The organism is Acinetobacter sp. YWS30-1 (genome assembly GCF_033558715.1).
GTDB lineage: Bacteria > Pseudomonadota > Gammaproteobacteria > Pseudomonadales > Moraxellaceae > Acinetobacter.
The window spans coordinates 586983-601156 of the sequence record NZ_CP114606.1 but is presented as its reverse complement, the minus strand read 5'-3'; the positions used below and the strand labels follow the sequence as shown (position 1 = coordinate 601156).

The window sequence follows — 14174 nt, the reverse complement described above, 5'->3', positions numbered from 1 at the left end:
CTTGCCCCTATAACGATGCATCGAAATCAAAGATATCCAGTACTTCATCGGCTATAGCACTTGGATCACGCTGCAAGATATTTTTTAGATTAGTTTCGTTCTCTGCCAGATAGAGTTCCAGGTTAGCCAGTTGATATTCATATAGACGTATGCTCCCCCAAGGGGTCATGAGTCCCAAACTGAGCGCACGCACAATCCAGTTACTCAGTACAATTCAGCTATAGCGCCATGTCGTTACCCGGGTTTTAAAATAGCTTTGACCAAGCTCTACATGATTCCAGGTGTATATATATAAACGTGCAGAGATCATCGGCCAGACCAAGGCCAGACAAAACAGATAGTTCAATACAACACCTAAGGTAAACAGGTTTGTACCGATCAAATCGACCCAGTAAACGATTACTGCGCTCCATGCAATGCCAATCAGCAGACACAGACATAAGGGGATATAGACTGCCGACATAAATTTAGATCACTGAATCCCCAGCCTGAACTGAAGTTGTCCGATCGATAAATGATTAAAGCAGTAACGTTTGTATAGCCAGATCACCACTGGGCTGAAAAGAAACAGGGTAAAAATGTTGACCAATATCGCGAGCCATAAGACTCTATAGGCTTCTCGATTACTTCCACTAAAATGAAACCGGACATTACCATATTTGCTATTCCGAGCCTTAAATTTCAGAGTCATCCGAATTAACCAGGGTAGGCAGATCGCAGCAATCAGAAATAATGAACTGGTGGCCAAGATGGAGTAATTGGTCAAGATCACTGTCACCACATACAACTCCAATGCCAATAGACGACCTAGCAGAATTCGGCTTGGCATGGCAATGAAGTCAAAGCGATGTTTTAACAATTGGGTATTACCGTAGAAATAGCGGATACGGCGTGCCTTTGCCCAAGGGCTACACAAAGTAAGCGTAATGATGGTTAACATCAGATTCACCATCCAGATTCTAAAATATTCCGTGGCACTGCCATGAAATCGGAAGTTATGTTTTTCTAGTGAAGGTGATGGCTGGTCAATCTCTGGTTCAGGCTTATTGTGCATCGTGTTCTTAACTGCAACTGGTTCTACCTGATTTTTGAATAGCAACTTATATGCCATTTTTATTATATTTATTTGATATTCATATAAAAAACTCCAAAAACATGACCTATTTTTGGAGCTTCATTGTACTTTTAAGTTTGCTTCGCTTTTACTGCTTGGCTTATGGATTTAATTGCACAGCATGGAATTGTAGATGGTCATCTACAAAGCTTTGAATAAAATAGTAACCATGATCATAACCTTGATGTTCACGTAAGGTTAATTTCTGGTTCACGGCATCACAAGCTTGCTGAAATAACGCCGGATTCAGCTGGCTATAGAACTGGTCAGAAAAGCCCTGATCAATCAGGATATCGCTAAACAGTGCACCTTTTTCCTGAACCAGCGCAGTTGCATCATGCTTCAACCATTCTTTGCGGTTTTCGCCCAGATAATTTGAGAATGCTTTTTCACCCCATGGACATTGGCTTGGTGCACAAATCGGTGCAAATGCCGAAACTGAACAGAATTTTTCCGGATATTTAAAAGCCAAAGTTAAAGCGCCATGTCCACCCATGGAATGACCGAAAATCCCGATCTTATCTGCCTGAACTACGAACTCTTCACACACCAGTTCATACAACTCATCGACGATAAAGCTTTCCATCTGATAATGTTCAGCCCACGGTGCTTGAGTGGCATTAATATAGAATCCGGCACCTTGCCCAATATCCCAGTGATCCCCTTTGGCAACATCATCTCCACGCGGAGAAGTGTCTGGTGTAATCAGAATAAGACCAAGCTGGGCCGCCAGACGCTGGGCATGTGCCTTGATTGCAAAAGTTTCTTCAGTACAGGTCAGGCCAGCTAAATAAAACAAAGCAGGACAACTTTGGCCTTCCAGAGCTTGTGGCGGCAGGAAGATTCCAAATCTGGTTGGTTTTTTTAATATTTTAGACTCAAAGCTATAAATCCGCTGTTCACCCTCAAAGCTTCGATTATTCTGTACCAGTTCCATCATCATTCCTTTTTCTATTTTCTAAAGTTGTAGATTGGTTTATGGAGTCAAAGCGACAGACGGAGATGCTGAAGTGGTCGTCGCTGGAGGGAAAAGACGCTGTTCCAGTTGTGGCAACATCAATTCCATGTTTTTGCCAATCACCCATTGTGGTTCTGACGGTTCAAATCCCTGAGCTGCTTCCCATTTAGCCACTGTAGTCTTGGCCTGCTCAAAAGAGGCTTTCAGGCTGTTATTTTCACGCATGGCCTCATCAAAGAAAGCACGGCCGAAATAGGTATAATCAGCTTCGTTTGAACAACCGAAAGACTGACGGTCAGCAGCAGAGGCTGTGATAATTAAAGTATTATCATTCTGCAAAGCCGAAGCGAAACTACCTGAGAAACAGGCAGAAATAACAATCACTCGCCAGCGTACACCTGAGGCATCCAGAGTATCACGCAACCATTTTGGATCAACTGATGCCAGATCTAGCGGTGCATTTTCCATTTCAAATTCATTTGGCAAGCCATGCGAGGTCATGTACAGGAACAGCACATCACTTTCCCGGTTCATCTGCTGGCCAATACGGCGCAAGGCCAATTCCATGCTGGTTTTGGAAGCTAGTGGAATTTCAGTCCGTGTTGCCGGATGATTGACTAGCATAATCGAACGGCCGAAAGTCCCAAACCGGGTATCAAACTGCTTTTTAATCCGCTCTATTTCTGAATAGAACACATCCTGATAACTCGCGCCAGCGACGCCCATGAAGTACCAGTGCGATTGTGCAAATTCGCCATATTCAATTGCATCTAGTGCCTTGTTCAGCAAGATCGGCTGAGTATAGAAAGCATCTTCAGCAAAACTTGGTGGAATTTCTTCAACTTTCCAGATGGGCTGATCTTTCACCGAAATCTGCCACACCACCAAAGTAAACAGGGTGGCCAGCATAATCAGTGCCCGTTCCCACCACGGCCATTTTAATTCACGTGAAATTACCCAGACCACAGCCAGACTTTGCCAGACAAACAGCATGACAAATAGGGTCGGAATATAGGCGTAGAAAATATAGGGTAGATAATCCAGATCACCCAGATACTGGATCAGGCTCTGGAACAGCATGATATGCGTATCCAGCACTAGCCAGAGTAATGCAGGCACCAGCATCAGACGAGGATTATTCACTCGCTGGGACAAGAAAATCCCGACAATCAAGGCAATAAAGGGCCAAAGTGCATAACTGATCAAACCTTGAGAGTTAAAATCTCCCATGCGGCCGGAACTGAGCCAGCTAAACAGGCTATTAGCACAGCCGCCCAAAATGCCCCAGAACACCAGTTGTAGAATAGAGGGACGCACCAGTTGCAGCGAACGCCGAGATCCCAGAAATAACCACATCCCGGCAATTTGGTTGCTTTTAAAATCGTGCCAAAAATTGATGGAGGGTTTAAAGTCGATCATATGATTTCAGGGAGATGAGTGGCTCGCTAATGTGCCCAATAAGTTTATGCTTGATATAAGTTTTATCAATGCCAATTTTTAAATATATAACAAATCCTTGATCTATTTTGAAGCAATTCTCATATTAAGTAACCAGTTCATGCTGAAAATAGGCATCAAAACGGCAAGCATCACCAGACCATTGATGATTTGGCTCTTTTCCAGCTAAAAATACGGCCAGACGAGGACGTTTCACCACCACCCGCTTGCCAATTTTTTGTGCCAGTTCCAGCAGATTATCTCCAAGATCCATTTCACCATCTTCCGGTAAAAGCAAATGTAATAACTGCATTTGTTTTTTCACCTGTGCCTGCTTTTTCGGTGCCTGCTGATTCTGGTCACGTTGTGGAAACATCGGGTCCAGATAAACCACATCGACGACCGCATTCTGCTCAGCCTGTAATTTCAGATAGTCTGCAGAATCGGAAAAAACCAGGTGAATCCGGTTAACCACCGGACTTAGGAAAGCATCCTTTTTGGCTCGACTATGACTGTCTTCAAGTAGGGTAAATAAAATAGGATGTCGTTCGACCAAGGTCACCTGAGCACCCAAATGTGCCATCAACAGACTGTCATGACCTAGACCAGCTGTCGCATCGATAAGAGTCGGCTTTTCTCCGAGGTTACAAGCACGAGCAATCATTTCCGATTTTAAAGAGGCACGTTTTAAACGCCCTACTTCTGCTTGCCAATCTGGTTGCATTTTCATGCCATTGGCACAGAGCCATAGGCCGTCAGCATCAACACACAGGGCCAGTTCGGGATGTAAACGCAAGAAACGTGCATTCAGCTTTTCAATAACCTCAATACTAACCTCTACACCACGAGAAGAAAGCACAGCCTCGAAGTGCTGTGCTTTCTCTTGATACTCAGATTCGGTATATAAGCGAATCGTGCTTACCATAATCTCCAACCTGTAAAGGCAAATAATAAAATCAGTAAACCTGAGGCTATGCGATACCAGGCAAAAACCATGAAATCACGTTTTGCCACATAGGCTACCAAGGCACGGATTAATAAAAGCGCCGAGATGAACGATACGATGATACCGACTGCCAGAACCGTCCAGTCTTCTGTGGTACTGTAAACATCATAGCTTTGATACAGATCGAGCAGGCCTGCACCGATAATAACCGGAATCCCCAAGAAGAATGAAAATTCAGTTGCAGCCTTACGTGATACGCCAAGGAACATCGCCCCGATAATGGTCGCACCTGAACGTGAAGTTCCCGGTATCAGGGATAAGACCTGAATCAGACCAATCCAGATCGCATCTTTTACGGTTAGATCTTCAACTTCCTGGGCACGTACCTTAGGTGGATTCTTTTCAATCCAGATAATGATCAGACCACCGACGATCAAGCCAATGGCAATTGCAATATTATTGAATAGCAGTTCTTTTACAGTTTGCCCTAGGGTCAGACCAATCAGCACAATGGGAATAGAGGCCAGAATCAGGCCAATCCCTAAACGGCGTCCTTGCGGTTCACCACTTACGATCCCGGTTGCTGCACCCCAAAGCCGTGCCCAATATTCATAAATAACCGCGGCAATTGCCCCCATCTGAATTGCGACGACAAAAACATCGCTTTTTTGTTTAGTCCAGAAATTCATTAATTCTGAAGCCAAAATCAGATGCCCAGTACTGGAAATAGGCAAAAACTCAGTAATACCTTCAACAATACCCATAATTGCTGCTTTCAGCAGCAGTAAAAGATCCATGCTTAATCCTGATTAATTATGCTTTGCCTTGTTCTGGAATTTTTTTCCATGCGTTATCACGTAAATATACCGGAAGTGCCAATTCTGCACTGACCCAATTTTCTGTTTTTGCTGCTGCACGCGCAATCATGGCAATATCCTGCGCTGTTGCACTGACATTTTTATATTCAGATGCTGTTTCTTGAACTAGATTGGCACCTGAACCCACCACAGTAAATTTTACTGCTTCAGCACTTTGTTCATAACTCAAAAGCTGTTCTTCATCAACAGCCTGCATAATCCCTTGAGCATCTAACTGATAACTGGCCACGTAGACTTCATTCATCCGTGCATCCAGTACGGCAGTTACTGTAGTTAAACCATGCAAACGATATGCCGCTTGCGCCAAAGCTTGTAAAGTGGATACCGGAATTACAGGCAGATCATTTGACCAAGCCAAAGCTTGGGTCACAGCCGCATTGATACGAACACCACTAAACGATCCCGGGCCACGACTAAAGGCAATCGCTGTCAGATCAGATACAGCCAAGCCCAGATCATTGAGACCTTGTTCAATCATTGGGAGAATGGTTTGCGTTTGTGCCTTGGCGCGCGCATCAAGCTGAAAAAATAGTTCTTGAGTATCATCGATCACAGAAACGGAACACTGCTCATTGGCAGTCTCCAATGCCAGCACTTTCATGCACAACCTTAATTCAGAGAATATAAAAAACGTCGAATATAATACTCCACTCATATCTTCTAGGCGAGATTTTCCCAAGCCAGATACAAAAATGCCTAGAAAATTCTAGGCTTAACTGAGGACATTATTCAGATAACAGCCTAAAGCTGTACTTCTTCCAGGTCCTGAAATTTCTGGAAATGCTCAGCATAGTGCATGGCACTCATTTTCAGTTTCTGAATACTGGCTTCATCTAAAGTTTTCACGACTTTGCCTGGTGAGCCCATTACCACCGAATTATCAGGAATCACTTTTCCTTCTGGAATCAGAGCATTGGCACCAATAATACAATTCTTGCCAATCACCGCATGATTCAAGATCACTGCCTGAATCCCGATCAGGCTATTATCGCCAATCGTGCAACCATGCAGCATGGCTTGATGACCAATGGTCACATAATTTCCGATGTTCATTTCAATTCCGGCATCAGTATGTAGCACTGCATTTTCCTGAACATTAGTGAAGTCACCTAACCGAATTTTGCTGTTATCTGCACGAACGACGGCGCCAAACCAGACACTCACCTGCTTGCCTAATTCAACCTGCCCAATGACCGTCGCTGTAGGTGCCACCCAACCATCCCATGGCTGATATGTTGCTTTTGGTGTATGTCCCTGAAACTGATATAACATGGCTGAAATCCTGTTCAACGGTTAAAAAATTTTGAGCGTTTAAACGCAGGTGAATTAAGTAAAAATGGCCAGTCTTTTTTATAGTCAAGCCCGTACTGAAATAGTGAGATCAGCATACGTGCGGTCAGTCCCCAGACAATCTCATTTTCCACCCGCATACTTGGAAAATATAAAGACTGTTGGGCAAACCGTACTTCATAAGGCATCGGCTGGGCTTCCAGCAAATGCTGTAAGGAAGCAAAGAAAATCCGGTCAATTTCCGTCGGCTGAGGAATGAGTTGAATGGTAGGCGGAATTATACCTACCACAGGTTTGACCAGCATTCCATTACGTGCCTTTTGCATCGGGAGATCCCCGATCAGATGCACATCAAATGGGTTAAGCGCCGTTTCCTCATACGCCTCTCTCAAAGCCACTACAATATTACTGGTATCTTGCGGGTCGCGTTTACCCCCTGGAAAAGAGACTTCCCCTGCATGATTATTCATATAAGCTGAACGACGTGTCAGCAAAACTTTGGGATCAGCTTCATCTGTGATCGCAATTAATACAGCAGCCTGTGCAGTTTGAATCCGTTTGGAAAATCGTAAATGTTTCTGCAAGCGTTGTATTAATCCCAGCTCATCCATTCATTCAGCTCCCTATGCGACTATAATTTCATCATAGCTGATTTTTGATTTGGCGGGATAGAAATGATGCCAAATTTTGATTTTTCAGTTATCCTGACCTTACTGTTATCATTGATGATGAATATGAACTTCTGTGTGAACTGTGGACATAAAACAACAGAGAAAATTCCTTTAGGCGATCAGAAGGTTCGCAAGGTTTGTACTACATGCGGATATATTCATTACATTAATCCAAAAGTGATTTGCGGTGCATTGGTGCTCTGGGAAGATAAAGTTCTGCTCTGCCGCCGTGCGATTGAACCACGTTATGGACTGTGGACCCTCCCTGCCGGTTATATGGAACTGTTTGAAACCATGGAACAGGGCGCAGCACGTGAAACCCGTGAAGAAGCCGAAGCTGAAGTAGATATTGAACAGCTGTACTGCATGTACAATATTCCGCGGATTGGCCAGATTTATGTCCTGTTTAAATCTCAACTGATTGATGGAAAATTTGGTGCAGGTGAAGAAACCATTGAAGCACGTTTATTTGATGAAGATGAAATTCCCTGGAGTGAACTGGCTTTCCCGAGTGTAGAACATACACTCCGTCATTATTTTGAAGACCGTAAAACCAATAACTTCCCGATGCATCTTGAGACCTTGGGCACTCGTTTGGATCATACAGGTTAAAATGTCTTTTTATAAAAAAGCCCATCATTTGATGTAATGCCAGTCAGTTAAGCAGACATTAGAAAAATGTAGTAAAAATGAGTGTATGCCAATACGCTCATTTTTTTATGACTTTATCTGAAAATTTAGATTGTACTCTTCAACATTCTCTACCTTCACTTAGCCATTTCAGTGAATTCATTGATTTAAATTGGATTGAAGAGAGCCTGCGTCAAACAGGTAAGGCTTCTATCAGGAGAAGAAAATTACCTGCCGAACATGTGGTATGGCTGGTGATTGGGCTTGCCCTGTTTCGAGATCAACCGATCGGGTATGTGGTAGAGCAACTAAAACTTGTGTTTGGTACCACAGAATATTGCGTTCCCAGTGCAGCAGTACAAGCACGACAACGCTTAGGGCGAGAGCCCTTGAATGCCTTGTTTTCTCTACTCAGCCAAGCCTGGTTTGAAGAATCCCAACAGCAATACTCAAACTTTCATGGCCTTAGTGTATGTGCTGTTGACGGGGTGGTTTGGTCTATGCCTTATACAGATGAGAATTTTGCACACTTTGGCTCATCTAAGGGTAAAACTGCGGTAGCACCTTATCCGCAAGTGAGAGCAACCTGTCTGGTGAATACCAACACCCATGAAATCATTGATGCCCAAATAGGTAGCATGGATCAAGGTGAACTTACACTGGCAAATCGATTATGTCCTCCATCGCATAGTATTACTCTGTTTGATCGAGCCTATTTTTCTGCTGATTTTCTAATAGGATGGCAAACACGTGCAGAGGCAAGCCATTGGCTTATGCGCGCAAAAGATAATTTACGCTATGAGATCATTAAGCGTAATTCCCAGCATGACTTTCATATCAGGATGCCAATATCAGCAAGAGCCAAGAAGCTGAATTCAACATTAGGGGATTATTGGGAAGCGCGTTTGATTGAAGTTGAGCAGGCAGGAAAAATTAGACGCTATATCACTTCATTAATAGATTCAAAGATATATCCACTGCTAGCCTTAGCAAAGCTTTATGCTCAGCGCTGGGAAATAGAAATGTGTTACCGAGAAATCAAAAGTGATTTACAGGAAAGTAAGCATTTGAGGAGCAAGCAACCTGATTTAATTTATCAAGAATTATGGGGTGTCTTCATTGCTTATAATATTCTAAGAAGACAAATGAAATATATGGCTCAACGTGCAAAAGTCAGTCCTTTGAGAATCAGCTTTCATATTGCATCTATCGGCATCCTTAATATATTAAGATTCGACTCTTTAGACTCCGCAGGAAATTTACCCAAACATCTAGAAAGTTTACTGGAGAAATCTAGGAGGTATGTTTTGCCTGAGAGGAGGGTTAGAAGTTGCCCAAGAGTTGTGAAAGGTAAACCACTGAAATACCCAAGAAAATGCCAGTCAATTTCTTAACTGACTGGCATTAATCATTTGATGGGCTTTTTTATTTCATGATTTGTTTTTAGTTTTGATGTTATAACAATCCGCTAATTTGAATGAAACACTTCCGCCACTTAGCTTGGCCAGATTGGTCTCTTCTGTCGTTTCATCAGTATTATTGTTGTTATAGACTTTCTGGAAGCTGGCATAAGTATTTGCCCAGCCTACACTTTCTCCAGCTGAGTTGGTAAAGCCCACACGACTGGTTCCATTCAATACATTAGATAAATTGAGTAATGCCCCACCAATCACAATCTTATCATCTGTATTGGTTGAAGCCTGAATAGTGGAGTTCATACCTACCAAGGCACCATTTAATGAACCAAATACAGGATCAGCGAAGACCAGTCGCATAGATACTGTTTTTTCATCTATAAATGCACGGCCTAAGGTACCGAGACGATATTGTTGAACGCCGTTATTGTCTTTAAGTCCAGCCGGTAAGATATCTCCCTGGCAACCATTAATGCTATCAGTTGCAAGATTGCTCGCGGACTGCATATTGGTACGCACATCACCATTACTATCAATCACAACACCCACTGTAACAGGGCTAATTGAGTTTTCGCTAAATTTAAACTCCATGTTGCCATACATTGGGAAAATATATTCTTCACCTGGCTCTACATTTTCAGCTGTTCTAAAGACTTGACGATCCAGATAGCTGATCGGGAAAATTTTATAAAGATCAATTGAGCCACTATAGTTGTCATCATCGGCATTAAAACGCCATAAGCCAAGACTGGCACGATCAGCATCGCTGAGTTCAGTCTTACCTGTGGCCATCTTATAAAATGCTTCTTTACCGGCAATCACATAATCGCTCAGCAAACGACCTTGGTAAATTTCTAATGGATTGCTGTTGTTAGCCACATTCATTTTATATGGTGCATTTGATGAAAGCATTCTCGTGGCAGGGCTAATCCAACTGGTTTGCGGTACTGCCGTAATTTGCTGTGGTTTGACTTTACGGATCAATTCCGCATTAATGCCACCCAAAGATCCCAGATTATTGGAGCCCAGTTTTAATTGGGTATCGCGCCACTGTAGTCCACTGCCGAAGGTATAACCCTGGCGGTCTGTAATCAGGATAAAATGTCCAAATAAATATTTAGTCGTTTTATCTTTAATGTCACATACAGATTTATTACAACCCGCCAGACCATCAGAACCAGTCAAGTTACTGCTAATAATGCCTGAAGTTGAGAACAGAGAAAATTCCGGTTGATATACTGCTGCGCTGGCAATATTGGCCAGTTTTTTTACAACTTCAAAGGCCTGATCATCACTAATCTGGCTAATATCAATAAAAGGTTTAAGGATTTCTGCCAAATTTGCATCTGTCAGGCTGATATCTTTATTAATTTTGCCCAGATTCTTTCGCATATCTTCTGTGATATACAAGGGCTGTACATCCGTCGGATTATAGATACGGCCTTTTTCCAGTGCCAAGGTCTGCCAGATTTTGACCAGTTTCATCGCCACCTGTACGGTTGGATCTGTCTGTTCGATTCTGGCAATATTACGACCAGTAATTCCCTTGGCAATATCAAGTACACTTAGTCGGGGTAATTGACTCGATGTACTGAGGTTCATATATTCAGAAAGCTTCACAGTACCCAATTTGATTTTGGTATCACTAAAACTTTTCAGATAAAATTCAATACTATCTGCTTTTTGACAAGTACCTGACGCCACCCCATCATTTTGGTCAAATAAAGTAATAAAGGTATTTTCTTTATCACCACTACAATTAAAATTAAGACCATCAATTGGATATTCAAGCCCCCATTCCAGACAATTCGTTGCAGTAGCAGAGCATGAACCGTTCGTGGTGGCTTCATCATTTTGTTCTGGTATGACATTCGCACTTTCACCTCCGCATCCGCTGAGGGCGGCAAATAAAGCAGTGAAAGCAAATGGATATAATATTTTATTTTTCATCTTATTCTACTCGAATCGTCCTTATCGAATGGCGACTAGTTTTAGTTGTCCATAATTTGTCAGCATCTTGTCTTCAACATCTATGGCTGAAGCGAGTGGGGTCATTAATACATATTGGCTTTGCGCAGGAATCTGAATAATTCCCTGTATCTTCTCATGTTGAATAATATTGGCTTGTGCTTCCTGATTTTTAAAACCGCCCGCCCCTTCTAAAACACAGCCTCGTTCATCCAGAAATACAACAAATGGCCAGTAATAGGCAGGATTATTCTGACGGGAAGCATAAGACTGAATCTGAATATTTTTAATATCAGATTTTAGCTTCACAATTTCATAATCAAACTCATCTGATTTCAGCGGTGCCCGTGGCCACAGATTAATGGATTTACCTGCACTAATCTCTTTCGCATTCTTAACTTTTTTATCTTTAAAACACTGCTTACCTAAGCTTTCTACAGATTCAGGCTGAGAAATACGGTAGTAGGTTTGGGCCAGTACGACTGGACCAGAATCTACAGCAGGTTGCTGAAACAAGGATTTTATAATCGACTGTCCCACTCCTTTTTCACGCTCAATCGTCTGTACACGTGTTGACCCAATATTTTTATCAACTATCCCTTCAGGCATGCTGTAGAAACGTTTTTTACCTTCCAGATTAAATTCTTTATTTTCCAGATATTCACTATCCACATATTCCACACCTTCAATCTGACTGAAACCCTGTTTTTGAACAGGATCAGGTACTGTCTGAATGACAGGTTCATAGATTTGAGGCTGTGCCACTGGTGGTAATTGTTGCGGTAATCTAGACTCAACGTGTTTAGTTGGTTGTACTGGTTGTACTGGTTGTACTGGTTGTACTGGTTGTACTGGTTGTACTGGTTGTACTGGTTGTACTGGTTGTACTGGTTGTACAACCATATTATTTTTTTGCTCACCTGTTGTCACACTTTTTTCCACCGCCTTTGGCTCGGATTTTTTCAGATCCTGTGCAGTAGATGTAACGGGCGTAGTCAATTTTTTCGGAGTAGTGGCCGCTTGGTTTTTTGTTGTTTCTTTCTGCTCATTATTTTGACGTGGCACAACTAATGGTCGCCCATCGGGCCCAATGATCGTAATAAACTCTCTGGCATTTGTATAAAAAGACCATGGTACCAGACTTAATGCCAGTACCATTTTTATCCCTAAGTTCCCTGTTCTGATCATTTCTTCCTTACCAACGGGTGCGATAGTTCAAACCTAAAATTGTGATCTTGGTATCTGTTTTGACATTCAAGCCTGCATATGGATTCAGTAACAGGTTATTTACCCCGGTCTGGTTCGCTAGGCTACTGGTATTTGCTGGAATATTATCTTTACTGCGTAAGAAACCAATAGATAGATCCAGATCCGTATCTGCGTCAAAACGGTAGCCCACTCCTAAACCAAATAGCTGCGCACCATTAATCGGTACCATAGTATTGCGTTTATCTTTTGGAATGGCACTGGTACGTGGTTCATAGCCAGCACGAAGTTTCAGTCGGTCAGTTGCTGAATACTCTACTCCGATCCCGAAGTTCCATGGCGACTCAAACCTAAGCGGTAATGCAAGTGAAGAATCCGTTACATTGGCAGATAACAGTTTGGCAATCTTCAAGGCAGACAGGGTACGGTCGAACTCAAACTTGAATTGGTCCCAAGCAGCATAATCTGTCCAGCCAATATCAAAATTGACTTGTAGATCTGGCATTACCTTATATTTGATCCCCGCCTGAAAGTGAGCTGGGTATTCGAAATCCATGGAAACCAGACCCGATTCACTTGAAGGGATATAATTTGGAAAACCAAGAATTGCAGCTAAAATCTGGCCAGTTGGGGAGGTCATCAGACCTTTAATCATTTCCTGTGGTGCTTTGGCATTATCGATATGATATTTACCTTTTAAGCGCATTTTGGCAGCACTCTGGTAAACCATACCAAAACTGAAATCTTCAGTAGGCTCCCATAGAACACCCAGGTTATAGCTTGGACTTAAATTTTGTTCTAATGAAAGTTGCATTTGGCCAAATTTACCAAATGGGTTCATTCCTTCATCAGCATTACAGATCCCGAGCAACAAGATATCAGTAATGATGTCAGAATTTTCTTTAAATGGTGTACATACGACTTCATCAATCATACGCAACATGCCAATCAGCTCATTGGGAAAACGTAAATCTGTTTTCATGGCAATGGCTTGATAAGACATCCCGATTGAAGCACCAATCGAAAGCTGGTCGTTGACTTCATAACCAATTGATGGAGATAAATATGTAATCCGCTCCAGAGCAACCTGTTGTCCCATAAAATTGGCAGGATTACCATCTTCATGACCAAAACCTGCCACTAGTGGTGCATAAACGGCAGTTGCATAAGTTGCTTTAGAGCCTGGTGGTTTATAAGAGACCCCCATGGTAGGTGCTGCCATCGGGAGGCCTTCACCCAAATCCACCATTTTTTTCAAAATTGGTACGTAGAGACTGACATACTCTACATCACCCTTCACTGGGCCCTTAAAATCTGTACATAAATCAGAAGACACTTCAGGTCCATCATTACAGACCATTGGATCATCTGAATAACCAAAAACGTTATATCCAGCAGGAACCGTAAATTCACGCTGAATATCAAAGTTCGCAACAATAATTTGCTGTTCGGTTTGTAAGCCTTCAATTTTAGCCAATGCAGCCGGGTTAAAGTGAATTGCATTCACTCCTGGCGGATCTGCAGTAACTGCGTTCCCCATAGACAATGCACGCAGGTCAACAGAAAGGTTGGTCCCTAATTGTGCAAAGGTATAACTTGAACAGCCCGCAAGAATAATTCCTGTTAATAACGGGCTAAGTCGAATGTTTTTCATACGACAC

The 14174-nt window shown here is 42.5% G+C and carries 12 protein-coding genes and 1 pseudogene; 2 read left to right on the top strand and 11 right to left on the bottom strand.

Translation table 11 applies throughout. The annotated features are described in order from the left end of the window. Positions 1-7 precede the first annotated feature (7 nt). The 8 genes and pseudogenes from O4M77_RS15905 to O4M77_RS02760 all read right to left on the bottom strand — a co-directional run bounded on the left by O4M77_RS15905 (position 8) and on the right by O4M77_RS02760 (position 7234). Positions 8-1054: pseudogene (locus tag O4M77_RS15905) on the bottom strand (YjgN family protein). A gap of 160 nt (positions 1055-1214) precedes the next feature. Then, entirely contained in the window at positions 1215-2051 is an 837-nt protein-coding gene (fghA, locus tag O4M77_RS02790) for an S-formylglutathione hydrolase (RefSeq protein WP_179993140.1), read from the bottom strand. 39 nt (positions 2052-2090) lie between these two features. Beyond that, a complete protein-coding gene (locus O4M77_RS02785; protein WP_159124258.1) occupies positions 2091-3491 on the bottom strand; it encodes a C13 family peptidase in 1401 nt (466 codons plus the stop codon). 124 nt (positions 3492-3615) lie between these two features. Further along, positions 3616-4434, bottom strand: coding sequence for a class I SAM-dependent methyltransferase (locus O4M77_RS02780; protein ID WP_323713782.1), 819 nt, complete (start codon positions 4432-4434; stop codon positions 3616-3618). Beyond that, positions 4428-5252 (bottom strand): undecaprenyl-diphosphate phosphatase, encoded by an 825-nt coding sequence (locus tag O4M77_RS02775; protein ID WP_034705726.1) that lies wholly within the window; start codon positions 5250-5252, stop codon positions 4428-4430. Before O4M77_RS02775 ends, O4M77_RS02780 begins: the two co-directional genes overlap by 7 nt. Positions 5253-5268: 16 nt before the next feature. Beyond that, on the bottom strand, positions 5269-5934 hold the full coding sequence (gene tsaB, locus O4M77_RS02770) for a tRNA (adenosine(37)-N6)-threonylcarbamoyltransferase complex dimerization subunit type 1 TsaB (RefSeq protein ID WP_180053744.1): 666 nt from the start codon (positions 5932-5934) through the stop codon (positions 5269-5271). 140 nt (positions 5935-6074) lie between these two features. Then, entirely contained in the window at positions 6075-6605 is a 531-nt protein-coding gene (locus O4M77_RS02765; RefSeq protein ID WP_159124261.1) for a gamma carbonic anhydrase family protein, read from the bottom strand. Positions 6606-6619: 14 nt separating this feature from the next. Beyond that, positions 6620-7234 carry a CoA pyrophosphatase gene (locus O4M77_RS02760; RefSeq protein WP_034705731.1) on the bottom strand — a complete coding sequence of 205 codons (615 nt, stop codon included), beginning with the start codon at positions 7232-7234 and terminating at the stop codon, positions 6620-6622. A 123-nt stretch (positions 7235-7357) separates the two neighbouring features. Between O4M77_RS02760 and O4M77_RS02755 the strand changes: the two genes are divergently transcribed. Next, a complete protein-coding gene (locus tag O4M77_RS02755) occupies positions 7358-7906 on the top strand; it encodes an NUDIX hydrolase (protein WP_166136775.1) in 549 nt (182 codons plus the stop codon). 107 nt (positions 7907-8013) lie between these two features. Continuing rightward, positions 8014-9318, top strand: coding sequence for an IS4 family transposase (locus O4M77_RS02750; protein WP_159124039.1), 1305 nt, complete (start codon positions 8014-8016; stop codon positions 9316-9318). Between the two features lie 36 nt (positions 9319-9354). Here O4M77_RS02750 and O4M77_RS02745 read toward each other — a convergent pair whose 3' ends face one another. Genes O4M77_RS02745 through O4M77_RS02735 form a run of 3 tightly spaced genes read right to left on the bottom strand, consistent with a single transcriptional unit; the run spans position 9355 to position 14167 of the window. After that, entirely contained in the window at positions 9355-11289 is a 1935-nt protein-coding gene (locus O4M77_RS02745; RefSeq protein WP_323713781.1) for a hypothetical protein, read from the bottom strand. Positions 11290-11310: 21 nt separating this feature from the next. Beyond that, positions 11311-12495, bottom strand: a complete 1185-nt coding sequence (gene filE, locus O4M77_RS02740; protein ID WP_323713780.1) for a putative pilus assembly protein FilE — start codon at positions 12493-12495, stop codon at positions 11311-11313. A gap of 7 nt (positions 12496-12502) precedes the next feature. Then, entirely contained in the window at positions 12503-14167 is a 1665-nt protein-coding gene (locus O4M77_RS02735) for an OmpP1/FadL family transporter (protein ID WP_005234148.1), read from the bottom strand. Positions 14168-14174 lie beyond the last annotated feature (7 nt).

Coding starts and splice junctions, on each gene's coding strand:
- fghA (WP_179993140.1), bottom strand. CDS start 2,051: ATGGAACTGGTACAGAATAATCGAAGCTTTGAGGGTGAACAGCGGATT.
- O4M77_RS02785 (WP_159124258.1), bottom strand. CDS start 3,491: ATGATCGACTTTAAACCCTCCATCAATTTTTGGCACGATTTTAAAAGC.
- O4M77_RS02780 (WP_323713782.1), bottom strand. CDS start 4,434: ATGGTAAGCACGATTCGCTTATATACCGAATCTGAGTATCAAGAGAAA.
- O4M77_RS02775 (WP_034705726.1), bottom strand. CDS start 5,252: ATGGATCTTTTACTGCTGCTGAAAGCAGCAATTATGGGTATTGTTGAA.
- tsaB (WP_180053744.1), bottom strand. CDS start 5,934: ATGAAAGTGCTGGCATTGGAGACTGCCAATGAGCAGTGTTCCGTTTCT.
- O4M77_RS02765 (WP_159124261.1), bottom strand. CDS start 6,605: ATGTTATATCAGTTTCAGGGACATACACCAAAAGCAACATATCAGCCA.
- O4M77_RS02760 (WP_034705731.1), bottom strand. CDS start 7,234: ATGGATGAGCTGGGATTAATACAACGCTTGCAGAAACATTTACGATTT.
- O4M77_RS02755 (WP_166136775.1), top strand. CDS start 7,358: ATGAACTTCTGTGTGAACTGTGGACATAAAACAACAGAGAAAATTCCT.
- O4M77_RS02750 (WP_159124039.1), top strand. CDS start 8,014: ATGACTTTATCTGAAAATTTAGATTGTACTCTTCAACATTCTCTACCT.
- O4M77_RS02745 (WP_323713781.1), bottom strand. CDS start 11,289: ATGAAAAATAAAATATTATATCCATTTGCTTTCACTGCTTTATTTGCC.
- filE (WP_323713780.1), bottom strand. CDS start 12,495: ATGATCAGAACAGGGAACTTAGGGATAAAAATGGTACTGGCATTAAGT.
- O4M77_RS02735 (WP_005234148.1), bottom strand. CDS start 14,167: ATGAAAAACATTCGACTTAGCCCGTTATTAACAGGAATTATTCTTGCG.